Origin of the sequence: Nocardia sp. NPDC023852, assembly GCF_040639505.1 — a bacterium.
GTDB lineage: Bacteria > Actinomycetota > Actinomycetes > Mycobacteriales > Mycobacteriaceae > Nocardia.
This window is the reverse complement of the sequence record NZ_JBFAAB010000012.1, coordinates 85,976-111,285: the sequence shown is the minus strand read 5'-3', so window position 1 is coordinate 111,285 and position 25,310 is coordinate 85,976. Positions and strand designations below refer to the sequence as shown.

At 66.6% G+C, this 25,310-nt stretch carries 22 protein-coding genes; 10 read left to right on the top strand and 12 right to left on the bottom strand.

Annotated features, from left to right (window positions below; translation table 11 throughout):
- The first annotated feature begins 146 nt into the window (after nt 1–146).
- The 7 genes from AB0H00_RS18095 (at nt 147) to AB0H00_RS18065 (ending at nt 7,308) form a co-directional block, all read left to right on the top strand.
- Nucleotides 147–755: a TetR/AcrR family transcriptional regulator C-terminal ligand-binding domain-containing protein gene (locus AB0H00_RS18095; protein WP_357267440.1), complete on the top strand. Its 609-nt coding sequence runs from the start codon at nt 147–149 to the stop codon at nt 753–755.
- 7 nt (nt 756–762) lie between these two features.
- Nucleotides 763–2,223, top strand: coding sequence for a hypothetical protein (locus AB0H00_RS18090; protein WP_357267437.1), 1,461 nt, complete (start codon nt 763–765; stop codon nt 2,221–2,223).
- 284 nt (nt 2,224–2,507) lie between these two features.
- Nucleotides 2,508–3,650 carry an AI-2E family transporter gene (locus tag AB0H00_RS18085; protein WP_357267435.1) on the top strand — a complete coding sequence of 381 codons (1,143 nt, stop codon included), beginning with the start codon at nt 2,508–2,510 and terminating at the stop codon, nt 3,648–3,650.
- Nucleotides 3,651–3,746: 96 nt separating this feature from the next.
- A complete protein-coding gene (locus AB0H00_RS18080; RefSeq protein WP_357267432.1) occupies nt 3,747–4,262 on the top strand; it encodes an OsmC family protein in 516 nt (171 codons plus the stop codon).
- A 47-nt stretch (nt 4,263–4,309) separates the two neighbouring features.
- The gene (locus AB0H00_RS18075) at nt 4,310–5,608 is read left to right on the top strand and encodes a bifunctional o-acetylhomoserine/o-acetylserine sulfhydrylase (protein WP_357267429.1); all 1,299 of its coding nucleotides are present in this window, start codon (nt 4,310–4,312) and stop codon (nt 5,606–5,608) included.
- A gap of 434 nt (nt 5,609–6,042) precedes the next feature.
- Nucleotides 6,043–6,912, top strand: a complete 870-nt coding sequence (locus AB0H00_RS18070) for a hypothetical protein (RefSeq protein ID WP_357267426.1) — start codon at nt 6,043–6,045, stop codon at nt 6,910–6,912.
- Between the two features lie 222 nt (nt 6,913–7,134).
- Nucleotides 7,135–7,308, top strand: coding sequence for a CsbD family protein (locus AB0H00_RS18065; RefSeq protein ID WP_357267423.1), 174 nt, complete (start codon nt 7,135–7,137; stop codon nt 7,306–7,308).
- Nucleotides 7,309–7,360: 52 nt separating this feature from the next.
- Here the strand turns inward: AB0H00_RS18065 and AB0H00_RS18060 are convergent, their stop codons facing one another.
- The 6 genes from AB0H00_RS18060 to AB0H00_RS18035 all read right to left on the bottom strand — a co-directional run bounded on the left by AB0H00_RS18060 (nt 7,361) and on the right by AB0H00_RS18035 (nt 12,805).
- On the bottom strand, nt 7,361–7,975 hold the full coding sequence (locus tag AB0H00_RS18060) for an ElyC/SanA/YdcF family protein (protein ID WP_357267420.1): 615 nt from the start codon (nt 7,973–7,975) through the stop codon (nt 7,361–7,363).
- 159 nt (nt 7,976–8,134) lie between these two features.
- Nucleotides 8,135–10,192: an MMPL family transporter gene (locus AB0H00_RS18055; protein WP_357267417.1), complete on the bottom strand. Its 2,058-nt coding sequence runs from the start codon at nt 10,190–10,192 to the stop codon at nt 8,135–8,137.
- Between the two features lie 230 nt (nt 10,193–10,422).
- The gene (locus tag AB0H00_RS18050) at nt 10,423–11,235 is read right to left on the bottom strand and encodes an RNA polymerase sigma factor SigF (RefSeq protein WP_357267415.1); all 813 of its coding nucleotides are present in this window, start codon (nt 11,233–11,235) and stop codon (nt 10,423–10,425) included.
- The gene (locus tag AB0H00_RS18045) at nt 11,228–11,662 is read right to left on the bottom strand and encodes an anti-sigma factor (RefSeq protein WP_357267412.1); all 435 of its coding nucleotides are present in this window, start codon (nt 11,660–11,662) and stop codon (nt 11,228–11,230) included. The genes AB0H00_RS18050 and AB0H00_RS18045 overlap by 8 nt, the downstream gene beginning before the upstream one ends.
- 131 nt (nt 11,663–11,793) lie before the next feature.
- Nucleotides 11,794–12,264 carry a DUF4254 domain-containing protein gene (locus AB0H00_RS18040; RefSeq protein ID WP_357267409.1) on the bottom strand — a complete coding sequence of 157 codons (471 nt, stop codon included), beginning with the start codon at nt 12,262–12,264 and terminating at the stop codon, nt 11,794–11,796.
- A 115-nt stretch (nt 12,265–12,379) separates the two neighbouring features.
- Entirely contained in the window at nt 12,380–12,805 is a 426-nt protein-coding gene (locus AB0H00_RS18035) for a VOC family protein (protein WP_357267406.1), read from the bottom strand.
- Between the two features lie 149 nt (nt 12,806–12,954).
- Between AB0H00_RS18035 and AB0H00_RS18030 the strand changes: the two genes are divergently transcribed.
- A complete protein-coding gene (locus tag AB0H00_RS18030; RefSeq protein WP_357267404.1) occupies nt 12,955–13,929 on the top strand; it encodes a helix-turn-helix domain-containing protein in 975 nt (324 codons plus the stop codon).
- Nucleotides 13,930–14,058: 129 nt separating this feature from the next.
- Here the strand turns inward: AB0H00_RS18030 and AB0H00_RS18025 are convergent, their stop codons facing one another.
- The 3 genes from AB0H00_RS18025 to AB0H00_RS18015 all read right to left on the bottom strand — a co-directional run bounded on the left by AB0H00_RS18025 (nt 14,059) and on the right by AB0H00_RS18015 (nt 16,156).
- Nucleotides 14,059–14,595: a DUF5994 family protein gene (locus AB0H00_RS18025; RefSeq protein WP_357267401.1), complete on the bottom strand. Its 537-nt coding sequence runs from the start codon at nt 14,593–14,595 to the stop codon at nt 14,059–14,061.
- Complete coding sequence (locus AB0H00_RS18020) at nt 14,592–15,899, bottom strand: acyl-CoA desaturase (protein WP_357267398.1); 1,308 nt, start codon at nt 15,897–15,899, stop codon at nt 14,592–14,594. The genes AB0H00_RS18025 and AB0H00_RS18020 overlap by 4 nt, the downstream gene beginning before the upstream one ends.
- 83 nt (nt 15,900–15,982) lie before the next feature.
- Nucleotides 15,983–16,156 carry a hypothetical protein gene (locus AB0H00_RS18015; protein WP_357267395.1) on the bottom strand — a complete coding sequence of 58 codons (174 nt, stop codon included), beginning with the start codon at nt 16,154–16,156 and terminating at the stop codon, nt 15,983–15,985.
- Nucleotides 16,157–16,400: 244 nt separating this feature from the next.
- Between AB0H00_RS18015 and AB0H00_RS18010 the strand changes: the two genes are divergently transcribed.
- Nucleotides 16,401–17,057, top strand: a complete 657-nt coding sequence (locus AB0H00_RS18010) for a TetR/AcrR family transcriptional regulator C-terminal domain-containing protein (RefSeq protein WP_357267597.1) — start codon at nt 16,401–16,403, stop codon at nt 17,055–17,057.
- Between the two features lie 268 nt (nt 17,058–17,325).
- Here AB0H00_RS18010 and AB0H00_RS18005 read toward each other — a convergent pair whose 3' ends face one another.
- Nucleotides 17,326–18,042: a TetR/AcrR family transcriptional regulator C-terminal domain-containing protein gene (locus AB0H00_RS18005; protein WP_357267392.1), complete on the bottom strand. Its 717-nt coding sequence runs from the start codon at nt 18,040–18,042 to the stop codon at nt 17,326–17,328.
- 87 nt (nt 18,043–18,129) lie between these two features.
- On the opposite strand from AB0H00_RS18005, the gene AB0H00_RS18000 reads away from it, so the two are divergent.
- The gene (locus AB0H00_RS18000; protein WP_357267595.1) at nt 18,130–18,507 is read left to right on the top strand and encodes a DUF5994 family protein; all 378 of its coding nucleotides are present in this window, start codon (nt 18,130–18,132) and stop codon (nt 18,505–18,507) included.
- On the opposite strand, the gene AB0H00_RS17995 is transcribed toward AB0H00_RS18000, so the two are convergent.
- On the bottom strand, nt 18,427–24,177 hold the full coding sequence (locus AB0H00_RS17995; protein ID WP_357267389.1) for a beta-ketoacyl synthase N-terminal-like domain-containing protein: 5,751 nt from the start codon (nt 24,175–24,177) through the stop codon (nt 18,427–18,429). The two genes, AB0H00_RS18000 and AB0H00_RS17995, sit on opposite strands and share 81 nt — an antisense overlap.
- The gene (locus tag AB0H00_RS17990; RefSeq protein WP_357267386.1) at nt 24,177–25,310 is read right to left on the bottom strand and encodes a 3-oxoacyl-[acyl-carrier-protein] synthase III C-terminal domain-containing protein; all 1,134 of its coding nucleotides are present in this window, start codon (nt 25,308–25,310) and stop codon (nt 24,177–24,179) included. The genes AB0H00_RS17995 and AB0H00_RS17990 overlap by 1 nt, the downstream gene beginning before the upstream one ends.

Sequence of the window (25,310 nt, the reverse complement as noted above, 5' to 3'; positions counted from 1 at the left end):
CCCTCCTACCAGCCGACCTGGAAGACCACCACACCATAGCCGCGCCCGACCCGACCGACAGTTTGTCGCGCTGGCAGGTATCGACATATAGATACGGTCTAGTAGCTACACTTGCATAGCTACGAGCTAGTTGCTAAATTGCCGTTGTGAGCTCCCCACGCACGCCAAGGGCCCGGCGCACCAAAGCCGAACTGCTCGATGCCTGCCGATCCGCCGTGATCGCCGAAGTCTGCGAATTCGGGCTCGGCCGCCTCGGAATGGAAGGTGTCGCACGACGGGCCGACACCGCGAAAACCTCGCTGTACCGGCATTGGGCCACCGCCGAGGATCTACTGCTCGACGCACTGCGGCATGCACACCCGGTGGAACTGCCATCGCCAGAGGGCGGTCAGCTACGCGCGGACCTGCTGCGCGCACTGGCGCAGTTGACCGGCTGGCTCGCCAGCCCGGCGGGAGCGGCGACCGCGGCGGTCCTCGCCGAACGGGCACGCCGCCCGGATCTGGTAGAAGCCATGTACCGCACCGTGTTCGACTCACGCGGTGGCCGGTTCACGCGCACCGTGCTCGAGCACTACGCATCGCTGGGCGAACTCGACGCCCAGCTACTGACCCCCGTCGTGACCGACATCGGCGAGGCCCTCGTCATCAAGCACCACATCGACAGCGGGCAGTTGCCCGACGAACGGGCCAGGGCTGCGATCGTCGACCAGGCGATCCTGCCGGCGCTCGGTTTTCCCCGTTTCCGTGAGGAGTAAACCCGATATGACACAGACACTTCCCTGCTCGGTCCAGGTGGACTGGAAGACGACCACCGGCGCCTCCCGCACCACACTCACCACACATCTGTGGACGGCGCCGCCGCTGCGCCGCGATTCTCCCATCCACGACAAGGCATTCGACGCGCTGCGCTCTCTCGACGCCGATCTCGTCCGTTTTCTGCCGTGGTTCTCCCATCCGCGCCTCGCGGTCGCCGAGCTGACGCCGCCGACGGAATCCGAAACATCCTGGAACTTCGACCTCCTCGACCCCATAGTCGAGGATTTCGTCGCCGCTGCGGGCGGACGACCTATCGTCGCGAACTTCGCGACCATCCCGGCCTGGATGTTCCGCACGCCGGAAACCGTGGCCGTGTCCGCGGATCCGAACGAGATCCATTGGGATTACGAACAAGGCACCGAACTCCGCGACCCGACACTGAACGAAATCGCCGACTACTTCTATCGGGTCGCTAGCTGGTACATCGTGGGCGGTTTCACCGACGAGCTGGGACGCAGACACGAGTCTGGCCATCGGTACCGCTTCGCGTACTGGGAGGTGCTCTGCGAACCCGATCTCGGCCACCGGATCTCCCCGGAGCTCTACACCCGACTGTACGACGCGATTGTCGAACGCCTGCGCCCACTCGATCCGGAGATGAAATTCATCGGATTGTCGCTGAGCCACGTGCATCACGACCCTGAGTACTTCTGGCACTTCCTCGACGCCGCGAACCATCGGGCGGGCATCCCGATCGACGCGTTCTCATACCACTTCTACGCCGCGCCAGAGATCGTGAACCCTTTTTCCGCAGAGGGCAACGCGCCGTACTCGTCCTGGCGCGACATCTTCTTCGCCCAGGCCGACGGTTTCATCGAGCAGGTCCGCTACATCGAGTCCCTCCGCCGCCGCCTCGCGCCGGACACCCGCACGTTCATCAACGAACTCGGTACCTTTCCCGCCGATGTGATGAATCCGGAACCCGAGATCCCCGATGAGTACTGGGCGCTCAGCGCCGCTGTGCAGTCGTATCTGTGGGCACGGCTCGTCGGCATCGGGATCGACCTGGTCGGCATCGCGGAGTTCATGGACTACCCGGGCATGATTCCCGGCACCACGCTGCTCGACTGGGAGACCGGAACCCCCAACCTCCGCTACCGGGCGCTGGCGCTGCTGCTCGAGCACTTCGGGCCGGGAGACCAGTCGGTCACCACCGTTACGGGAATGCCGGGTATGCCCGACAGCCGAGTGCATGCGCAAGGGTTCCACACCGTGTCGGGAGAACGAAAAATTCTGCTGGTCAACAAGACCGCCGATCCCATCACGGTCGCGATCTCCGGTGACACCCCGGACATCGGTCATCTGGCTCAGATCGGCGCTGCCACCACCGACGCTCCGAGCACGGCAACCCTGTCCGAATCGAGCTTCGCGCTGGACGGCTTCGCGACCGCGATCGTCACCTACTGACCGGTCCCACTCACCATGGGCCGGTAGCCCGCACGACTGGTCCCTGTTTCGCCGCGGCGCGCGGTCGACAGCTCGGTTCAACCTGCCTGACCCCCGCCCGGCGCGCCACCGCGTGCGGAACGAGTCCTCGGCTCCGGTGCTGTTGCGGCATGCCGCCGAAGACAACCACGTGGAGAACAGCTCGGCGGTGGGGCGACACGGATCGCCCGCCACACACGCCCAGGCGCGGCCTCCGCCTGAGCCGAGCCCTATTCGGCCCCGCGACTTCGTGCCAAACTTGGCCCGTGAGCGAACCGAACAAGGGCCAGGAACCGGATGACCGTGCGACTCGGGATCGGGGCGACGTCATAGGCGCGGGCATCCTGTGGCTCGCCAAATGGGCGCTGTGTGTTGTCGCGATCGCGGCGGGCGCCTGGGTGCTCGGCTTCCTGGTCGCCAAGCTGTGGGTGGTGATCCTGCCGGTGGCGCTGGCGATCGTCGTCTCGACCGTGCTGTGGCCGCCGACGCGCTGGCTCACCACACACGGCCTGCGGCCCGCCGCGGCAGCATCGATCGCGGTGCTCGGGTTCATCGCGCTGCTGGCCGGGGTCATCGCGCTGATCGTGCCCTCGGTCGTCGACCAAGCACCCGAACTCGCGGACAAGTCGACCGAGGGTGTCAACCAGGTGCGCGACTGGCTGCAAGGTCCGCCGCTGAAAATCCGTGACGAACAACTGGATTCGGCGGTCGACGCGATCGTATCCCGGCTGCAGTCGAGCTCCGAGCAGATCGCGACCGGCGTGTTCAGCGGCGTGAGCACCGCGACATCGGTGCTCGTCGCCCTGTTCCTCGTGCTCGTGCTCACATTCTTCTTCGTCAAGGACGGGCCGCGCTTCCTGCCGTGGCTGCACATCGTGTCCGGCAGTCGCAGCGGCAAGCACCTGGAAGAGGTGCTGAACCGGATCTGGGTGGTACTCGGCGGGTTCATCCGCACCCAGGCGCTGGTCAGCCTGATCGACGCGGTGCTGATCGGGGCGGGTCTGGTGATTCTCGGGGTGCCGCTCGCACTGGTCCTCGCGGTGATCACCTTCCTCGGCGGGTTCGTCCCGATTGTCGGCGCGTTCGTCGCGGGCGCGCTCGCGGTGCTCGTCGCGCTCGTCGGCAATGGGTTCGTCACGGCGATGATCGTGCTCGGCATCATCGTCGCCGTGCAGCAGCTGGAAGGCAATGTCCTGCAACCGGTATTGCAGAGCCGCAGCATGCGGCTGCACGCCGTTATCGTGCTGCTGGCCATCACCGCGGGTGGCTCGCTGTACGGCATCGTCGGCGCCTTCCTCGCGGTGCCGGTCGCGGCCATTGTCGCGGTCATCGTGCGCTACATCGGCGAGCAGCTCGACGCGGCAACCGCCGCTGCGGCGGAGCCCGAAACCGAACCCACTCCCGAATAAGCGCAAGGCCATTGGGAAAGGCCGGCGCACCACTGTTCGACTCAGCCGGAGTGTAACTATCGCCGTCGCGCGGCATCGTTCCTAGCGTCAGTGCATATGACGACCATCCGGCGCACGCCGCTCAACGACATCGCCGATGCCACGGCACGGGCCGTCGCGGACGACCTGGCGAACGCGCTGGTGGTCTTCCGCGCTTCCGGCACACCGGAAGGAACGGTAGGTAGCGCGGTCACTCTCGGCAAGCACACCATTCGTGTGGACGAGCCGCCTGCGCTCGGTGGCGCGGACACCGCACCCAACCCCGTCGAGGTCTACCTGGCCTCGCTCATCGCCTGCCAGGTGGTGACCTACCGGTTCTGGGCCCAGCGGCTCGGCATCACGATCGATGATCTGGCGGTAACGGCCGAGGGCGATCTCGACGTGCGCGGGTTCTTCGGTCTGGACGACGCCATCCGCCCGGGGTTCCAGGTGGTGCGCGTGACCGTGCGGGTCAGCGGACCCGAGACCGAGCAGCGCTACACCGAACTCCAGCAGGCCGTCGACGCGCACTGCCCGGTCCTGGATCTCACCACCGGAGCCACTCCGGTGGACACCACCCTGATCATCGGCTAGCCGAGCTCGACTTCGACCCGATCGCCCACACGAAGGAGGACCTTTCGATGACCGAACCCGACCTGTCCGACAACTGGAGCTTCGAGACCAAGCAGATCCACGTCGGACAGATACCCGACGGCGCGACCAACGCCCGCGCGCTCCCGATCTACCAGACCACCTCGTACACCTTCCGCGACACCGCGCACGCCGCCGCGCTGTTCGGGCTGGCCGAGCCGGGCAACATCTACACCCGGATCATGAACCCCACCCAGGACGCGGTGGAACAGCGCATCGCCGCACTCGAAGGCGGTGTCGCCGCACTGCTGCTGGCCTCCGGACAGGCCGCGGAGACCTTCGCGATCCTCAACATCGCCGGAGCGGGCGACCACATCGTCTCCAGTCCACGGCTCTACGGCGGCACCTATAACCTGTTCCACTACTCGCTGCCCAAGCTGGGCATCGAGGTGAGCTTCGTCGAGGACCCGGACGACCTCGACCAGTGGCGTGCGGCGATCCGCCCGAACACCAAGGCACTCTATGGCGAAACGGTGTCCAACCCGCAGAACCACATCCTCGATATTCCGGGGATCGCAGCTGTCGCGCACGACAACGGCGTTCCGCTGATCGTGGACAACACCGTCGCCACCCCTTACCTCATCCAGCCGCTTGCGCACGGCGCCGACATCGTCGTGCACTCGGCGACGAAGTATCTCGGCGGGCACGGCGCAGCCATCGCGGGTGTCATCGTGGACGGCGGCACGTTCGACTGGACGAGCGGGCGATTCCCCGGTTTCACCACACCCGACCCGAGCTACCACGGCGTGGTCTACGCCGATCTGGGCGCGCCCGCCTATGCGCTCAAAGCACGTGTGCAGCTGCTGCGCGACCTCGGCTCGGCGGTCTCGCCGTTCAACGCGTTCCTGATCAGCCAGGGCATCGAGACGCTGAGCCTGCGCATCGAGCGTCATGTGCGCAACGCCCAGGCGGTGGCGGAGTTCCTTGCGACGCGCGAGGAAGTGATCTCGGTGTCGTATGCGGGCCTGCCGTCGTCGCCGTGGTACGAGCGGGGCCGCAGCCTCGCACCGAAGGGCACCGGCGCGGTGATCGGCTTCGAGCTGGCCGACGGCGTGGACGCGGGCAAGCGGTTCGTCGAGGCGCTGCGGCTGCACAGCCATGTGGCCAACATCGGCGACGTGCGCTCGCTGGTGATTCACCCCGCCTCCACCACCCACTCCCAGCTGACGCCAGAAGAACAGCTCGCCGCGGGGGTGACGCCGGGCCTGGTGCGACTCGCCGTCGGCATCGAGGGTATCGACGATATCCTCGCCGACCTTCGAGCCGGTTTCGCGGCGGCAGGTTCTTGACAGGCCGTGCCCCGGGTCGCTCGATCCGGGGCACGCTCACAGTCCGATCGGTCAGCTGAGCGGACTTCCGCTCAGGGTCCGGAAATTTCCAGGGGCAGACGAGGGCTTCGCCGACTGGTTAGGGTCTTCCGATGCGGACAGCGGGGCGCGCACCCGTTTCGAGCCGGTATTTTCGAGTTCAGGCCCGAAGAGAAGGCAGAAGAAACACAGCCGTGTCCAGTAATTGATGCCTGTCACAGGTACGTCAGACCACAAAATGCGGCATTACCGCGATGTGGTGCGGATTCGGGGATGCGAATCGTCATACGGACCTATTCCTTGACCGATCGAAAAGACCGACCGGAAAAGAATTCGTTGCGATCTTCGCATCCAGAAGACGCCGCAGATCCGAACTAGAAAGGTAGGTAGGAACCCCGGTTCGAAATGAGGTAAGCATGGGCACAAAAACGCCCGGAACATCTGTTCTTCATCCCTTCTACCGCCGCGCCGCCTCCCTCGTCGTCGCGGGGGCGATCCCGCTCTCGGTGGCCGTGTCCGGTGCCGCGACCGCCGCGGCCGATCCACGATCACCCGACATCACCATCCAGATGCCCTTCGGACGGGTACCCGCCATCGCCGCGGTCCCAGCCGCCGATCCCGGCTCCGTGCCGGGGGACGCCGGCACCCCCGCCGACCCCGGCTCCGTACCGGGTGACGTACCTCCAGCACCTCCGGCAACTCCGGAACGTCCTGCGTCGACCGGCCGCAACGACATGAGCACCACCCGGCCGATGCCGGACCCCGGCAAGCTCGCGCCCGTCGATCCCCAGCGCTTGCGTTTCCCCAACCCTCTCGCGCCTGCTCCTCCGGTCGCACTCATCGAAGCCCCCGAGGGCACCCTGCGCGTCGGCAGCCTGATAATCGGCAGGCCGGAATGGTTGAGTCGCGAACAGGGCAAGCAATTCAACGACGCGATCGCGGGCTCGGAAGCGGGCATGGCGCAGGCCTTGGATTCGGCAGGCTTCGAGCCGTCGCGCTCTGACCGGATCGCCGCCGACGTATTCGGCGCCACCACGATCGGCGCGTCGGTAGGCAGCATCGTGGCTGCCCCGGTCGCCTCGATCGGAGCGGGTATCGGCGCGGTCTGCGGCGCCATCGCCGGCATACCGATGTTCCCGACCGGGACGGTGGCCACCACCATTTTCGGCGCTGCCGTCGGCTACGCGTTCGTTGCCTCCCCTGCCATCGCTATCGGCGCGGCGGTCGGTGCGGCGGTCGGCGTCGCCGAAGGCCTTCTCATGCCGCCCACGATTCCGGCCTCATAACCCGACTTCCCGGCAAGACTCCGGTCAGGACACAGATACGGCGGAGTCGATACCCCCTGGATCAATTTCATAGGCCCACGATTCAACCAGGAAGACCCGGTGTCGGCCGGGTCTTCCTGGTTGCTGTGACCACACCGCATGTTTGGCCTCGCTGTGACGGGTTATGGCCCAGGAGACCGGCTGGATAGGGCAAGCCGATCACCGCACGAAGGAGGTTGTGACATGGGCACAGTCGACAAGGCGAAGAACAAGGCCCAGAATCTCGCGGGCAAGGCCAAGGAAAAGGTCGGCGAGACGACCGACGACCAGAGCAAGAAGAACGAGGGCCGCGCCGATCAGACGAAGTCCGACGTCAAGGACGCGGGCGAGAAGGTCAAGGACGCCTTCCGCCGCTGATCGCGCACGGCTGCCAGACCGAGCGGATGGCCGCACGCCGCGGTCATCCGCTTCAGTTACGCAAAACGGCTTTCGGCGCGGCGAACCACTCGCGAATAGTGTTGCGGAACTTCGTCACCCTACGCGCTTCGCAGGGGGCCACCACTCCGTCGGCGTCGATACCCGCCGCCCGACACAGCGCCACCGCGCGCGGGAGGTGTCGCCGCTGGGTGACGATGAGCGCGCGATCGATACCGAACAGTTGTTTCGCTCGCAGGCAAGTCGCCCACGTCGACAGTCCTGCTCCATCAGCGCGGATGAGAGCGAGGTCGACGCCGCGTTTCACCAGATAGCTTGTCATCGAGTCGATTTCATCGCCCGAGGCCCCCGACGCCGCTCCGGACACCAGGATCTCCACGGCCCGGCCCGCGCGCACCAGCTCGATCGCGGCGTCCAGCCGCCCACGCAGATACGCCATCGGCGAACCATCCGGGGCGACCTTCGCTCCGGGCACGATCACCACGGGAGCGCTCGGCGCCTCCTGGGCGGCGAATCGATGCCCGGACGACAGCCGCCACAACCGCAGGTTCGACCCGATAACCAGAAGGGCCGGTACCACCGCGCCGCCGATCAGCACCCACCGTCGACACCCTCCCCCACCGGCCATTTCCTCCCCGTTTCTCGTCATCGGTTCGTTGTGAGCGCGAGAAGCACCGCCCGCATCGACAATACGCAACCCACAACAGCGCCGGATCCCGCTGGTTTCGCGTTGCCGAGCCGTGCTGGTCACGTCGATCCACCCGACCTGTGCACCGCGACCCCCGGCTGGTTCCCGGCCGAGCGTTGGTCAGCTGTCCTCCTCGACGCGCCACAGGACGCTCGGCCACCAGATTCCCCGACCGATGAGGCTGAACAGCGCCGGGATGACCACGGTGCGGACGACGAACGTGTCGAGCAAAATGCCGAGGCCGACCACGATGCCGATCTGGGTTAGCGTGATCAGCGGCAGCACACCGAGCACACAGAAGACCGCGGCCAGCACGATACCTGCGCTGGTGATCACCGCGCCGGTCGCCGACACCGCGCGGACCATGCCCTGGGTGGTGCCGTGCCGCAAGGTCTCCTCGCGGGCCCTGGTGACCAGGAAGATCGTGTAGTCGACGCCGAGTGCGACCAGGAACAGGAACGCGAAGAGCGGAACGCTGATGTCCAGCGCGGAAAATCCGAACACGTACTCGCTGATCCAGCTGCCGAGACCGAGCGCGGCGAGCGCACTGAACACGGTGACCGCGACCAGCAGCACCGAGCCGGGCACCGCACGCAACAGCACCAGCAGCACCAGCAGCACCACGACGAGGACCAATGGAATTATCACCACACGGTCCCGGCTCGCGGCGGATTGGATGTCCAGCGCCTGCGCGTCGGCGCCGCCTACGAGCGCGTCGGCCCCCGGCACCTGATCGACCGCGGCGCGCAGCGCTTCAGTCGTGTCGAACGCTCGCGCGGAGGCCGGTGGCGCATCGATCACGACCGCCCACCGGGCCAGCCCGGTCGGCGAGGTACCTGTCCGCCACGTTTCTACCACGCCCTCGGTTCGTCGGAGGGCTTCCTCGATACCCGTGGCCGAGCCGCTCCTGGCGAGCACGATGGCCGGATCGGACGCGCCGGGCGGGAAATGCTGCGCGAACGTGTCGAAACCCGCCACGGACTCGGCGCGGACGCGGAACTGTTCGATCTGCGGAAGCCCGACCCGCACGGTCAGCAAACCTGCCGCACACCCGGCCAGCACCGCCATCGCACACGCGGCGACCACCGCGGGCCTACGCACCACACCAGCGGCGACCGTGTGCCAGATCCCCTCGTTCATGGTGTCGCGGTCGTCCGCGTGTGGCACGAGCGGCCAGAACACATTCCGCCCGCACAGCGCGAGCACAGGGGGCAGGACGAGCAGGACGAACACGACGGCCACGAGCAGGCCGGCCGAGGCCATAGTGCCGAGACTGCGCGTGCTGGGCAGTGCGGCGAGCAGCAGTACGAGCAGAGCCGCGACCACCGTCACGTTGCTCGCCAGGATCGCGGGTCCGGCCCGGCGCACCGCCTGCCGCAACGCCGCACGGTGATCCGATTCCCGGTGCAGCTCATCGCGATAGCGCGACACCAGCAGCAGCGCGTAGTTGGTTCCCGCGCCGAACACCAGCACGCTCGTGATGCCGGAGGTCGAGCCGTCGAAGGTCAGCCCGGTGAGGTCGGCCAAGCCGGTTCCGACGCCGGTGGCCACCCGGTCGGCCGCGCCGACCACGGCCAGCGGCACCAGCCACAGAACTGGAGAACGATAGGTCGCGATCAGCAGCACCGCGACCACGACGGCGGTCGCCACGAGCAGGAGGACGTTGGCGCCGGAGAACGAATCCGCGATATCGGCGCCGAACGCGGGACCGCCGGTGACCTGCAGGGTCAGCCCGTCGGGCAGCCCGTCCGCCGCCACAGCCCGAATGTCCTCGACGCGGTCGGTCAGGGCGAATCCGGTCAGCTCGGCAGACACCGGCACCTGACCGATCGCCGCTTTCCGATCCGGTGAGGTGATGATCGGCCCCGTGGACGGCTGCCCGGCGGCGCGGGCCGTGGCCGAGGCCGTGGCGGCGCGGTCGTCATCGGTCAGCTCGCCGTTGTCGGCTCGGGTGGCGACCACGATCGCGGCGTAGGAGCCTCCATCCGGAAACTCGGCCAGCGCCTGCTCGACCCGCGCGGACTGCGCCGACGGCGGCAGCGACACGGGCGCCTGCCCGGCTGCTTCGTTCTTCCCCACGGCGCCGATCAGCCCCAGCGACGCGGCGACGACCACCAGCAACAGCACCCAGGACTTGCGGGCGGTCACCAGCGACGCGTACCGATCCCAAGCATTCACCTGGCAACCCTCTCAGCTTCTGAAATATCAAGCAATCGAGGACTCGCCTGCTGACACCCGTGTGCACGCGATGTCGACCGAGAAACCATCCACGCCGGAGCCGAACCGCGACCGACCCGAGGCCGATGAATCGCTACGGCCCACGATCCGGCTGTACCAGATGTCCACAACCCACTACCGGGGCAGCGCGAGCACGAGGCTCGCGCAACCCGGCCGAACCGGCTTGTGCGTCAGTCTCGTAAAGCCTGCTCGCGCAATGATTTCAACGTCTTGGATAAAATGCGCGACACCTGCATCTGCGAACAACCGATCCGCTGGGCGATCTGCTCCTGGGACATGGAATCGAAGAAGCGCATCACGAGCACCTGTTTCTCGCGTTCCGGCAACGCGGCGAGCAGCGGTTTCACCGCCAGGTAGTTCTCAACGGTGCCGAAGTCCGGGTCCTCGGCGCCGAGGGTATCCAGCAGGGAGAAGCCGCCCGACTCCGCCTCGTCGGTATCGGACGCGGCGTCGATCGAGGAGGTTTGATAGGCGTTGCGGGCGATCAGCGCCTGGGTCACCTCGTTCAGGTCGGCGTCCAGTTCCTCGGCGATCTCCCGCGCCCGAGGCATGCGGCCGAGCCGCTGCGACAGAGTCTCGACCGTGGGACCGATCGTGGACTGGATTTCCTTGAGCCGCCGAGGAACTCGCACCGACCACGCGTAGTCGCGGAAATGCCGCCGGACCTCGCCCATGATCGTCGGCACCGCGAACGACAGAAATGTGGAGCCGTGCTGAGGATCGAACCGGTCGACCGCGGCGAGCATGCCCACCCTCGCGATCTGCAGCAGATCCTCGAAGTTCTCCCCGCGACCACTGAACTTTCGTGCGATGTGCTCGGCCAGCGGCAGACACCGGCCGATCAGTTCCGCGCGCACGCTCTCCCGGCGCGGATCGTCCACGGCCAGCGCGGCCAGCTCCGCGAACAGCGGTTCGATGTTGTCGTAGCTGTCGCCCCTACCCGACTTCCGCCTGGAAGCACCGGGAATCGGCTCGTTACTCATTCGAGCCGCCGCGGACCCAACGGAAGTCGACGACAGTCGGGTAGCCGCCTATTGCGGCGTCGTAAGCATCCTGCGACGTGGCGACCGAGTCGGTCAGCGTCGCCACGATGTGCCAGCCGAAGCTGGACTCATCCGGGCTGGAGTCCGACACCGCGACCGAGGCGACTCGCACCTGCACCGCTTCGTCGTCGAAGGAGAACGCACAGTCGATCACCGACCCCTCCACCGCGTCCAGCACCAGCGCGCTGGCGACCTCGTCCAGGGCCAGTCGGATATCGGTCACCTCGTCGATGCCGAAATCGGCCATGAGCGTGACAGTTTCGGCCAAGGCACGCAACATCGCCAACTGCTCCGACTCCGCGGGCACCTGCACGCTGATCGTCCCGGTCCTCGTCGTAGCGGGAGGAGTCCCCTCACTCTTGCTCATGCACCGCTCCCAGAAGTCGCACCGTCGGTCGGAGCGACCAGCCTACGCCCTCGCACCCGCCGGCCCGAAGAGACATGGCACGGCGCGAGTATGTTGCACGGCGCGTCAGGTGGCGAGCGGGCGGCAGGATCTCAGCCGCCTCCGACACCCACCGGCGGCAGACAACGGCGACCGTCCCCCACCTGTTCGACCAAGTCTGCGTACGCGATCTCCATTTCGGCCAGCCGGGTCCACTCCGCATGCATCCGGTCGCCGCCCGGATCATCGTGCATCAGCAGATGGAATGCCCGGGCCGCCACGGCAGCGATCCGATCGATCACCTCGCCCAGGCTCGCGTCGTGCAGGCGTGCGCCCACCGCTGGGCACGGCAGGTGCAGCGTCGCCCACGTATTGATCCGATCGACCAATTCGGCGCGGCGGTTATCGATGTCGGCACTGAGCCGCCGGTCGTCGCGTCTGCGTCCGTGCAACTCGGTCAGTTCACGGGCCCACCGGCTCACCGGTCCGTCCACATGCTGGCCGCCCAGCGCGCACAGCAGGGTGCTCGGGCTCGGCAACGCCGAACCGGTCGCTTTTCCCTCTCGCGCACGCTGGACGAGCATCGACCTACCTCCTCGGCACAACCACACCGATTCCGCGGCCGGTCGTCAGAACCTTCATCAGGATGTTCATTCCGGGTCGTTCACGCGTGGGTCGGCGCCATGCGGTCACGGGCCGTCACAGTGGCGAGGTAAGTTCGAGATGAATGCCGTCCGGATCGAAAAACGCCAAGATGGCGATGCCGAAATCGGTCATCTCGGTGATCTCGCCGTGTTCGATTCCGGCTGCGGCCAGACGGGCGGCCGCCGAGACCAGATCGTCGCGGGAGGGGACGGTGAAGCTGAGGTGGTCGAGCCCGACGCGGTCGGCATCGAAGCGATCCGTCGCGGCCGCCACCGGGCGCAGGCCGAGTAACATCCCATTGGCCTGGAACACCACCCCGCCGAAAAGCTGCATAGGGTCATTGCGCACCACAGGGTCCTCGGGACTGCCTGGAGACTCGGCGGCGATCGGGAATCCGAGGACATCCCCGTAGAACGCTCGGGACCGAGCGATGTCGGTCACCGTCAACCGGACGTGGTGAGTGCCGGTTGTTTCGATCATGGTCACGCAAACTCCCCAGGTGAAGAGGTACGGCGGGCAGGTCGGCCGGACCGGCCCGCGGGCCGGTGCCGAGCCGTGTTCGATGACAGTAGGACAGATTTCCACCAAAACGGAGTGTCGCAAACGACATGTTCGGTACTGTTTCCGACATGGATGTCGCTGTCTTCGTCGTGGACGGCGTGGCCGACTTCGGGTTCGCCGCCCTCCTGGAGACCTTCAGTACCGCAAACGCCGTGCGATCCGAACTCGCCGACCCGCCGCAGCCGTGGCGGGTCCGAACCGTGTCGTTCAAGGCCGACATACGCTCGGGCAACGGCTACACCGTGCCGACGATTCCGCTCGACGAACTCGGCGACGAGTTCGATCTGATGATCGTGCCCGCGGTGAACGTGCTGGCCGCCGAGGCGCTGGTCGAACTCGTCTCCGCACAGGCCAGTCGCCCTGTACTCGATCGCTTGATCGCGGCACGGGACCGAGGTGTGCACCTCGCCGGCGCATGCACGGGAACGTTCTTCCTGGCCGAGGCCGGAGTGCTGGACGGCTCACCCGCGACCACGAGTTGGTGGCTCGGCCCGGCCTTTCGCCGCCGCTACCCCCGCGTCGAGCTGAATGAGGGTCGGACGCTGTGCCGTGGCCGTGGCGTCATCACCGCGGGCGCCTCGCTGTCGCACATGGACTTGGCCCTGTCGATGATCGCCGCGAGGAGCCCCGCGCTGGCCGAGCGCGCGATGCGCTACCTGGCGGTCGGTGCCGGGCGCCCGCAGCGCGAGTTCATCGTTCCCGAGGTCGTCGCCAGGGGAGACTCGATGACCGCCGCGTTCGAACGGTGGGTTCGCGACCATCTCACCGAGAACTTCCGAATTTCACACGCCGCCAAGGCCATCGGTGTCACCGAACGAAGCCTGCAGCGCGCCACCCATTCCCAACTCGGCATGTCGCCCAGCGAATTCGTGCACGACATCCGGCTGGAGCGGGCAATGCACCTGCTGCGGACTACCTCGCTCACCGTGGACGCGGTCGCGGCCAAGGTCGGCTACCTCAACGCCGGCACCCTGCGCGGCCTGTTCCGACGCCGCCGGGGCATGTCGATCTCCGAGATCCGGACTACCCGCATCTCGTACTGACGCGCCTGGTCCGCCCGGCAGCTCGAACCGCAGGCCTGCGTGCGGCGGCGCGTTCCGCCACGAACTCGCCGAACTCATCGCGCGCGGCAGTGCTGGTGGCAACGAAATCCGCGCCTCAGACCACCGATCTCACGATCGATGCTCTGCGCCACCTTCGGAAACCCAACGTTGCACGGCGGCTCGATCGGCGCGGTCGCTGCGCTCACGTACACCGATCATCAGCAGCTCGTCGACTGTTGATTCGTCATTCGTGGCGGATGCGGACGTCATCGTCGCGAAGGCGTCGTGCGCGTCGGTGTGTGGCGGGACCACGAGCAGGACCAGCCTGCAATCCTTCACACCGAGCATTTCGACGGTGTGAGCAGCCCCGTATCGATATCCGGCGCATCGAACCGTCCGGCCGGCGACGACGAGGTCAGCGGGCGTTCCCGCCCATTCGCCGAGCGGGTACGCCACATGATGGACCGGGCCGATCCGGGCAGCCAGGACCGCGAGCAGGGCCGGAAGTTCAGTCACCAGTTCATCACCTTGCGGCCACCACGCTCCGTCGACGTAGCCGGTCTTCGGCGTTGTGTAGCCGTTCTCCGACGTTGAGGGCTTCAACTGCACTCGCAGCGCGGGGTCGCCGTGCGACCGCTTACCGGCGCGGGTCTTGGATTTCGTCATGGCCGGCGCCCCTGTCTCGACCCCGAATCGGCCGACTCGATTCGGATCGGGCGATAACGCGACATGGTCACGCGCGATGTGTCGACAATATGTCGACCGTAGCGGCCACGGCCGGCCCGGCGTAACGCTGTACGCAACCCGCTTCGTCCGAGTGAGCGATCGGTATCGGAGGCATCGGCGCCGTCGAACTTGCGTTCCGAAGCGGTCTCGGGTGCGTCGTCGGAGGTGGCGATCAGGAAGCTGTCCGGAAGGGCAAGTTTGTGAATGGTGCGCAGGGTCAGCAGGTACTGGCGAAGTAAGGACCCGGAGGTGTATGGCAGGTCATATTTATCGCACAGTGCCCGCACTCGAACGGCGATCTCGGCGTAGCGGTTGCTGGGCAGGTCGGGGAACAGGTGATGCTCGATCTGGTAGCAGAGGTTCCCACTGAGGAAGGCGAGTAGCGGTCCCGCGGAGAAATTCGCGGTGCCCAGCATCTGTCGCAGGTACCACTCGGGTTTGGTTTCGTGCTCCACGACGGTGGGTGCGAACTTCTCTGCGCCATCGGGGAAATGACCACAGAAGATCACCAGATACGCCCACAGATTGCGCATGATGTTGGCGCTCGCGTTCGCGGCGAGCGTTCGCCGCCAGCGGCGCCCGCTGAACGCGGGGAACAGGACATAGTCCTTGCCGGCCTGCCGCGCGATCTTCTTGACCAATTCCCTGATCTGGGCGGATTTCTGGGCGGGGGTCGCGGCACGGTCTCGTTCGGAGTACAGGTCGTGCACCGCGATACCCCATTCGAAGGTGGCCGCCAGCAAAAGATTCTGTAGCGGCTGCAGCAGGTGTGCTGGTCGCCATCGCTCGTCACGGGTCACACGTATTACGCCGAAGCCGATGTCCTCGTCCATCCCGAGAACGTTCGTGAAGACATGGTGGCGGTAGTTGTGCGCATAGCGCCACTGCGACGACAAGCCCGCCATGTCCCACTCCCACGTGCTGGAGTGGATTTCCGGATCGTTCATCCAGTCCCATTGGCCGTGGCAGACGTTATGGCCGAGTTCCATGTTCTCGATGCTCTTCGCCGTCGCCAACCCCGCTGTGCCCAGGAGCCAACTGGCCTTGGTCCGGCCGAAACAGATTGTCAACCTCGCGGCGGCGTCGAGTATCCGCTGGAACGCGATCGTGCGGCGGATGTACGTCGTGTCCCGCGCACCGCGCTGATCCAGAATGTCCTGTCGCATCGCATCGAGTTCACGACCGAGCGCCTCGATATCGGCGGCGGTCAAATGCGCGTACACAGCGACTTGCGTGATTGCCATGCTTCATGTCCCCAGTTCCTAGTGCTCGCCGAATGACCGGCGGATGAATTCGGCACGCTGCCGCTGGTCGCGACGAGGACAGGTCAGCGCTGAAACACACCTCGCAGCTTGCCCATGGCTCGCTCGAGGGTGCCGCGAGTCGGCCTGCCACCGCTGTCGGTGCGGCGACGGCTGTTTTCGTCAGTTCTGGCAAGCAGTTTCTGCGTACTCGCCTGCACTGCCCGCAACCAGTACGCGATCTTGTTCTCGATAGCCATAGGCGTATTCCAACCTCTGCGCGTTCCGGTGACTGATCCACCGGAACGAAGCGGTATATGCACAGCATATGGGCCAACTACGTTGTATGTCTACAGTGTAGACTTGTGCACAATGCTGGACCGAACCCGTGAGGCGATGGATTCGATGGATCGAATCAGTGCCGGATCAACCGACTCCACAGACCTTCCGGAACATCGCGCCGACCGTGAGAGCAACCGGAACACCCCTCTGACGCGCGCCGCGATGCTGGCCGCCGCACTCCAAATGATCGACCGTGACGGTATCGATCGACTGTCGATGCGGCGTCTGGGCCAGAAGCTCGGCCGTGACCCGATGGCGCTCTACCGGCACGCCGCCAACAAGGCCGCACTCCTCGACGGGGTCGCCGAGACCGTGCTCGCGCAACTGACGGTCGACACCACCGACCCCGACTGGCGCCACCAACTACGAATCGTCGCGCGCGACTTCCGCGAGCTGGCAGTTGCCCACCACAACTTGGTGCCGCTGCTGGTCACCCACCCGCTCGCCACCCCACTCGGATTGCGGCCGCTGGGTACCCTCAGACCACTGGAACACATCCTGGATCTGCTCACCCATGCCGACTTCGACAGCGGCGATGCTCTGCATATCTACCGGGCGCTGTTCGGATTCCTCTACGGACACATCCTCAACGAGTTGCAGGAAATCGTCGAACGCCCGGACGAAGCAACCGACCTGCTGCACCTGAGTCTGCACCGGCTGCCGATCGGCGAATTTCCCCTGCTCCGCGAACTCGCACCGGCGCTGGCCGCCTACGACGGCGCCGCCGAACTGGAATGCGGCCTCGACATCCTGATCGCCGGACTCGGCAACACTATAACACCGGCCGTTACGCGGCCGAGACAGGAGCGTCGACCATGACTCCACGACAGACCATAACCGATTCCAGTCGGCGATCAGCGCCCATAGGGCGGCTGACGCTGCTACCCGCGCCGGCAGCAGAATTACCGTGCTGGTAAGCCCACCGCGCACCGATGCCGACTGCGCGCACATGAGCATGACGGATACGGCCGACCAGTCGGCACACCGACCATCGGCGATCCACTGGCGGTCGTAGACATCGAAACCATTGGCGCACAACAGCTTTGGGATTCCAAAGGCGAAGCCGGAGCACGCGGAGCCGGTACGGTCATCCGCCGTGGTGGCCGAGCAATGTGGAGGCGAGTCCGCTGAACAGGAGGTCGAGACCGCGTTCCAGTTCGGCGGCGCCGTCGTAGGCGGCCAGCGCCGGTGCGAGTTCGCGGACCAGCGGGAATTCGCCGATCGGCAGCCGGTGCAGACCCAGGCGGAGCACTTCGTCGGTCTCTTCGGGCTTCTCCACGATTTCCTGCAACTCGTTGAGGATGTGTCCATAGAGGAACCCGAACAGCACGCGATAGATGTGCAGCGCATCGACTCCGGAGAAACCGGCGCGAGTCAGTAGCGTGAGCGTATCTTCCAACGGCCGAACCATAGACCGGGGCCGCAGCCCCAAAGGCGTCGACAACGGCCGGGTCGCCAACAACGGCACCACCTTCGGATGGGCCAGTGCCAGCCCGCGGAAATCGCGGGCTACAACCCTCAACTGTCCAGCCCAGTCCGCATCGGTCGCGTCTACCGACAACTGCGCGAACACGATCTCCGCGACGCCGTCGAGCACAGCGGCTTTGTTCGGCACATGCCGATAGATCACCATCGGATCCCGACCCACCGCATCGGCCAGTCGCCGCATCGACAACCCGTCGACCCCGTCACGATCAACGATCTCCAGTGCCGCTGCCAAGACCGCAGCCCTGGTGACTGGATTGTCACCCCGGCGGTGGGTTCCGGTTCGGACATGCGCGCGATCGATCGGCGGTTGGGTCATGGCGGAACTGTCTCCATCCCTGTCGACGCACTGTAGACAGGCAGTGTAGCCCTACAACGTTGACATGCCGATGCGAGCGGACGTCTACTGTTACCAGACCTACTGGCAGTACTGATAGTTCGGCTGAGACCCATCTGGCGAGTCGCCTACGACCTGGCAGGCTGGTCGTCGGCACTCCGGCAGTTGACCGTCGGCGATCGCGCGATCCGGCTCGACACCTATCCACTTCAGCTCTGGAACACGATGTATGTCTTCGGCAGCGGCAGTGGCTTGATCGTGCTGCGGGCAATTCCCTCGGCGACCGGAGACGAACCCACGCATTCGGCCCTGATGGCTGCTGTCGATCGGGGCCAGCCGCCACCTCCGGGCGACAGCGGCCGACGATCACAAACGCTCATCGAGCCATTCGCGGATAACCTGGGCCGTCTGTGCCGAATCCGGGCCTACCAGGCCGAAATGGTCTGATCGCACGGTACGGACATCATGTGTCCGTTCGAAGGGTTTCGTCAGCCAGCGAGCCGGGTCGGGCGCACCCGGAACGACCGGTTTCGAGGCCTGAACGAAGAGCACCGGCACATCCAGCGGAGCGAATTCCATGCCGGACATCGTCGCGAGCCAGCGGCCCATCGCGGAGAGCCGGTCACTGGTGATCCCACCGAAACCCTGGGAATCCGCGAACATCTCGCGCAGGATCGCCTCAGTCGGCACCGTAGGGTCATCGATCCGGAAAGTGTCGATCATGATCACCGCGGACGGCCTGGCCTGCTGAACTGTTTCCAGGTGGCGGGCCGCCGCATACGCCAGAGCGCCGCCCGAGGAGTATCCGAGTAGGACGAAGGGCTCGCCCGCAGCGGCCCGATGCACGCTTTCGGCCACCGCGGCGACCGCGGCTTCGGCGGAAGCCGGAAGCTTCTCTCCCGAGACGAACCCCAGGAGGGGCACCGCCGAGACACGCATAACGCCCTGGAAATGTGCGGCGAGCCTCGCATGCTGGTGAACGCCGCCGTTCGCCATCGGCGAGCTCACGGCGATGAGTCGCACGCGTCGCGGTCCATCGGCCAGAATCGTCGGTGCGGGAAGGGAGTCGAGATCGGCGAGCGCGCCGAACGATGGCCGAAGGTCCGCCACCGCACGCATCAGGCCGAAGGCCGCAGCCGGGTTGCCCACCGCGACCGCATGCTGGATCACCGTCCGGACGGACTCGTCGTACCGCGGTAGTGGCGCGATCGACTCCGGCCCGGGAACACTCGGCTGTTCGATCAGCTCGTCGAACACTCGCCTGGCCAGTGCAGCGGGAGTCTCGGCCTCGAATACGGTGATAGGCGGCAACCGGAGGTCGATGACCTGGTTGAGCGTGTCTTGCAGCTCCGTCACGGTCAGCGAGTCGAAGCCGATTTCCAGGAACTTGTGATCCGCCGCCACCGCCGACGGATCATGGTGGCCCAGCAACGCAGCGGCGCGGGCACGCACCAGGTCCTCGATGAGCCGAACCTGCTCGGCCTTGTCGCGCCCGGCGAGCTGACCGCGAAAAGAGCCCGACGGTGCGGCAGCGGCGGTCCCTGTTGCCTGCACCGTACCGGTGTCGACCAGTTCACGGTCATCGGTGGACTGCGGCCCGGCCGAGTCCCGCGTGACGTCCTGTCGACCGGGTCTGGCGGGCTGCCTCGTTTTCGTTCGGCCGAGCCAGAAATGGCTGCGCTGGAACGGATAGGTGGGCAGGTCGATCTGGCGGACTCCGCAACCGTCGAAGAACCTCACCCAGTCGACCGGTAGCCCCCGAACATACGCCCTGGCCAGCGAAGCCGCGAACTGGCCGATGCCACCCTGGCCACGCCGCAAGGTTCCCACGGCGAGGCCTGCTTCACCCACCGTCGCGCCGATCGCGGCGGTGAGCACCGGATGGGGGCCGACCTCGATGAAGTGGCTGAACCCCGCCGACGCCACAGTATGCACCGTCGACGCGAACGACACAGGCTGCCGCAGATTGTCATACCAATAGCGGGCGCCGGCCTCGGGGCCCGCCATCAGTTTGCCGGTGACTGTCGAGTACCAGGGAATACGGGCGCCCAGCGGGCGCAGGTCGGACAGGTCTGCCGGCAGGCGGTCGCGGAGGGGCTCGACATGCACCGAGTGCGACGCGAAGCCGATCGGCACGACGTGGGTCGGCACGCCGACCTCCCGGAAGTCCGCCGCCAGCGCGGTGACGGCGTCGGCGTCGCCCGCCACGACCGTCGTGGAAGGACCGTTACGCGCGGCGATGCTCGCGCCCGGGTGACCGGAGATCCGTTGCTCGACGTCGTCGGCATCCGATTCGATGGACAACATCTGACCGCTCAGACCCGCGCACAGCGCGCCACGGCAGACGATGGCCCGGACGGCGTCGCGCAGCGAGAGTACGCCGGCGACGTGCGCGGCGGCGATCTCGCCGAAGGAGTGGCCGATGACCGCGTCCGGCACAACCCCGTGCCGCTGCCACAGCCGCGCCAGCGAGACCGTCACCGCGAACAGCACGGGCTGAACGACTTCGGTTCGGCGCAAGGCGGATTCGTCCGCGATCACCTCGGTCAAAGACCAGTCGACGAACTCGCTGAGCGCCTTCTCACACTCGGCCATCGCGTCGGCGAAGACCGGGGACGAACCGAGCAGCTCGGCCCCCATCCCGGCCCACTGCGCGCCGTGCCCCGGGAAAACGAACACGATACGGCCGTGGAGATCGGCGCGACCTGTCACCGCACCACTCGGCGTCCACGACGCCAGTGCTCCCAGGTCGTCGCGATCGAACACGACCGCCCGATGTTCGAGCCTCGCGCGGGTGGTGGCCAGTGCGTAGCCGACGTCCGTGGGCGTGGCACCTTCGCTGAGAAGGGAATCCAATCGTTCCGCCTGAGCGGCCAAGGCCTGTTTCGTCGACGCCGAGAAGACCAGCGGCACCACCGGCGCCGACGTGCGTGTGACGGCGGCTGCTTCGGCTGTGTCTTCTTCGGTGGGTGCCTGTTCGATGATGACGTGTGCGTTCGTGCCGCTGATCCCGAACGCGGAGACGCCTGCGCGGCGCGGTCGTCCGGTCTCCGGCCACGGCACCGCGTCGGCGGCCAGGCGTACCGCTCCTGTTGCCCAGAGCACATGTGGCGACGGCTCATCCACATGCAATGTCTTGGGCACCACCCCATGCTGGATCGCCATGAGCATTTTGATCGTCCCGACGAGGCCCGCGGCGGCCTGCGAGTGCCCGAGGTTCGATTTCAGCGAGCCGAGCAGCAGGGGCTGTGCCCGGTCGCGCCCATAAGTCGCCAGGATCGCGTTCGCTTCGATCGGGTCGCCGAGTGTCGTCCCCGTGCCGTGCGCCTCGACCGCGTCCACCTCAGACGGCTCGAGCCCGGCATCGGCCAGCGCTTGCCGGATCACCCGCTGCTGCGCCGGGCCATTCGGCGCGGTCAGCCCATTCGAGGTGCCGTCGGAGTTGACGGCCGACCCGCGAATGACGCCGAGCACGCGATGGCCCGCCCGGCGCGCATCCGAGAGACGCTCGAGCACGAGCACACCGACCGCTTCTCCCCAGCCCGTCCCGTCTGCCGCGGCCGCGAAGGGCTTGCATCTCCCGTCGGCCGCGAGGCCATTCTGTTGGGCGAATTCCACGAAGGTGGCCGGTGTGGACAACACCGTCGCACCACCGACCATCGCCAGTGAGCATTCCCCCTCACGCAGCGATCGGGCCGCGAGATGCAGCGCCACAAGAGAAGACGAGCACGCCGTGTCCACGGTGAGAGCCGGGCCGTGTAGTCCGAGTACGTAGGAAATCCGGCCGGACGCCACACCGCCGGCATTACCGGTCATGGCGCCGATGTCGGAATTCTTGACCGTCTCATACGTACGCGGCACGTAATCCGAGGCCATGATGCCAACGAAGACGCCTGTGTCGCTGCCGCGCAACGAGACCGGGTCGATCCTCGCGTGCTCGAGCGCCTCCCACGCCGTTTCCAGCAGCAGCCGCTGCTGGGGATCCATGGTGACGGCTTCGCGCGGCGAGATTCCGAAGAAGGCGGGATCGAACCAGGCGGCGTCCAGGAAACTGCCGCGACGCGCATACGTGGCGTCCGGGTCGACCTCCCAGCCACGATCGGTGGGGAAGTCACCGATCGTCTCCCGCCCCTCCGCGAGCAGGTCCCAGAACTCGGCGGGGGACGCGACGCCGCCCGGCAACCGACATCCCATGCCCACGACGACCACCGGGTCGTCTTCGGCAGGTCGTGGCCGGATCGGCATCGCCAGGTCGAGCCGGTCCCGAGTCGGGCCTGCACCGAGAAGGGCGCAGAGGTGGCGGGCGAGCAGATTCGGTGTCGGCAGGTCGTAGGCGATGGTCGTCGGCAGGTCGAAGCCCGTGGTTTCGGCCAAGGCGGCGCGTAACCGGACCGCGGTGAGTGACTTCAGGCCGTAATCGGTGAACACCTGGCCCGGCCCGATCGGCTTGGGTGCCTCTAGCACCGCGCCGACTTGTTCGCGCACCAATTCCAGAGCGTGCCGCAGCCGTTCGGAGGGTGGTAACGCCCGCAGCCGCTGCGCCCAGGGCGACTGCGTCCGCGCGCCACCGCGCTGCAGCATCGCGACGAGCTGACTTCGCGCGATCTTGCCGGTCGGCGTGCACGGCATCTCGTCGAGCACGACCAGTTCGACCGGGATCTTGTACTCCGCCACGCCTTTGGCCGCCAGATGTCCGGCAACGTCGTCGAGGGTGACCGAGGCGCTCGCACGCAGTGTGACGACCAGACACGGATACTCGCCCAGACGATCGTCCGGGCGGCCGACGACGGCGATCGAGCCCAGTCCCGCCATGTCGTCGAGTAACGTCTCGATCTCCGGCGCGCCGAATTTCACGCCGCCGACATTGATGACCTCGACGTCCCGGCCTCGGAAAGCCACTGTGCCGTCGTCGTTCATGCTGGCGCGGTCGCCGGTCCGCAGCCAGCCGTCCGCGGTCAGCGCGGTCCGGGTCAGCTCGGGATCCTCGAAATACCCGGTGAAGAGAAAAGGGCTGCGGAACTGCAGCTGGCCGGTCTCACCAGGAGCACACGGGCCACCGTCGTCGTCGACCACTCGCACCGCACCGCCGGAGATCGGGCGGCCGACACTGGTGGTCGCCGCTTCCAGCGGATCACCCGGCCGGGTGAACAGGCCCGCCCCCAGCTCGGACATGCCCCATTGGGCGATCACTTGCGCCCCCAACAGTCGGCGGGCGTCTTCGATGAGCGTCGCGGGTACGGCGGCGCCGCTGGCCCGGACCTCGCGCAACCGGACTTCACCCGTGCCGGCGGAGGAACCCAGCCGGGCTACCACATCGCGGATCTGGGCCGGCACCGCGAACAGCACCGTCGCCTCGGTGATCTGTGCCAGCCGGAGGTACTCCCCCACATCCCAGCTGGTCAGCAACGCCTGGCGGCCTCGGGTCACCAAGCTGAGGTGGACCGAAAGGAGGCCGAAAAGGTGCGTGAAAAGGCTGCCGCTGAGGATCGTGTCGGTGCCACGGGCCCCGGCGTCGGCAGCGACCGCGACAGCGTTCGAGACGAGACCGTCGTGGGTGTGCACGCAGATTTTCTGGCGCAGCGAGGTGGTGCCGGACGACGGGAGAAGCACAAACCGGTCGTCCGGCGCCACATCTGTCGGCAGCGGCGCGGTCCCCGCCCACCGCAGCACGACCTCCTCGAGCGACAACACGTTGCTCAACGGATCGTCCACGTCCCCGACCACCAGCACATGGTTCAGTGCAAGGAATTCCCCGCGAAGTTCTGGCATGAGTTCGCGCCGACGGTCCGCGGTGACGACCACCGTGCCGGCCCGTGTTCTGGCGAGGAGCGAGCGCAGCTCGTGCACCCCGAGGCCGATGTGCAGCGGGAGCATCACCGCGCCCACAGCCGCGACAGCGATGTGAACGATCAGGAACTCCCAGCAGTTGGGCAGGTGTACTGCGACTACATCGCCCTTCCTGATTCCCAGGTCCTGCAGCCCGCGGGCCAACGCGTCCGCCTCCGCACGCCACCGCGTCCAGGACCGGTATCCGCCGTCGGCAAACACCGCCGGTTCATCACCCCCGGCCTCGGCGGCGGCGTTGAACAGCGAAGGAAGTGTGTACCGCGGAGGCACTACGGAGCCCATCCGCCTTCGGGGACCGTCATCGTGAATGCGCCGCAGCCGAAACTCAACCCGAATGCCACGAGAATGCCCTGGCCGGCCGGACGGTACACCGGCTCCGCCAGCATCAACGGAACCGAGCAGCCGAGGGTGTTGCCGTAGTCGCGCAGCACCCGATACGACGAGACGACCACCTGATCGTCAGGGTCGAGGCCGAACCCCTTGCACAACGCGTTCAGGATGCGCACGCTGCCGGTGTGCATGAGCAGCACCGAGGCATCCGCCGGCGAGGCCAGTTCGCAGGACTCCTCCTTCAGCGCCATCCGCACGGTCTCCCTGGCATAGAAAGCTCCGCGCGGCGTGACGAGAGGACTCAGGGTGTACGCCCGGCGCCCCTCCACCACGGGAAGATCCGAGCCGCCGTCGGGTACGGTGCCGAGTTCGGCGTCCTCAGGCACGTCGTTCGTCAGGTTCGCCACCGGACCGAACGAGGGTCCATCCCCCTCCGCGCCCAGCACCATCGCCACGGCGGCGTCCGCGAACAGAAAGCCGTGCATCACGTTCACGGTGTCCTGACGCTCGTCCAGGCCTACCTGGGAGAAATGCGAGTAGAAGCCCGGGAGCGGTGGTGACAGCGGTGTGGTGGCTTCGGCGAAGCAGACCAGAACCCGCTTTCCGGGGTGGCATGTCAGATACCAGCGCGCCGTGTCGACGGCCTTCGCCATCGCCGAGCAACCCATGTACTCGATACTCAGGTTCTGCGCGGTCCTCGGCAGTTCCGGCATCCGCGCAAACATGTCGCACACCAGGCTCGGCACCAGTCGGCCGGGGCTGCTCGACACACCGAGCACCAGACCGATCGTCGCCACCGGAATATCGGCCTTGGCAAGGCATTTGCGGGCCGCCCTGACCGCGAGATCGACCACGGCGATACCACGTTCCGGTTCTGCGCCTCGAAAGAGAACGTCCGGATAGTTGGCGAGGACGGAGTGCCTCTTCTCGACCCCCAGGCTGCCGAGCATCGTCTCCAACTTGTCGGACAGATGCCCGCGGCCCGCGGCGAGCAATTCCTCGGTCGAATGCACCGAACGCGGAAGTTCGGTGGCGATCCCGATGAGGTGGGGATCAATGGTGGCGGTGGCCAT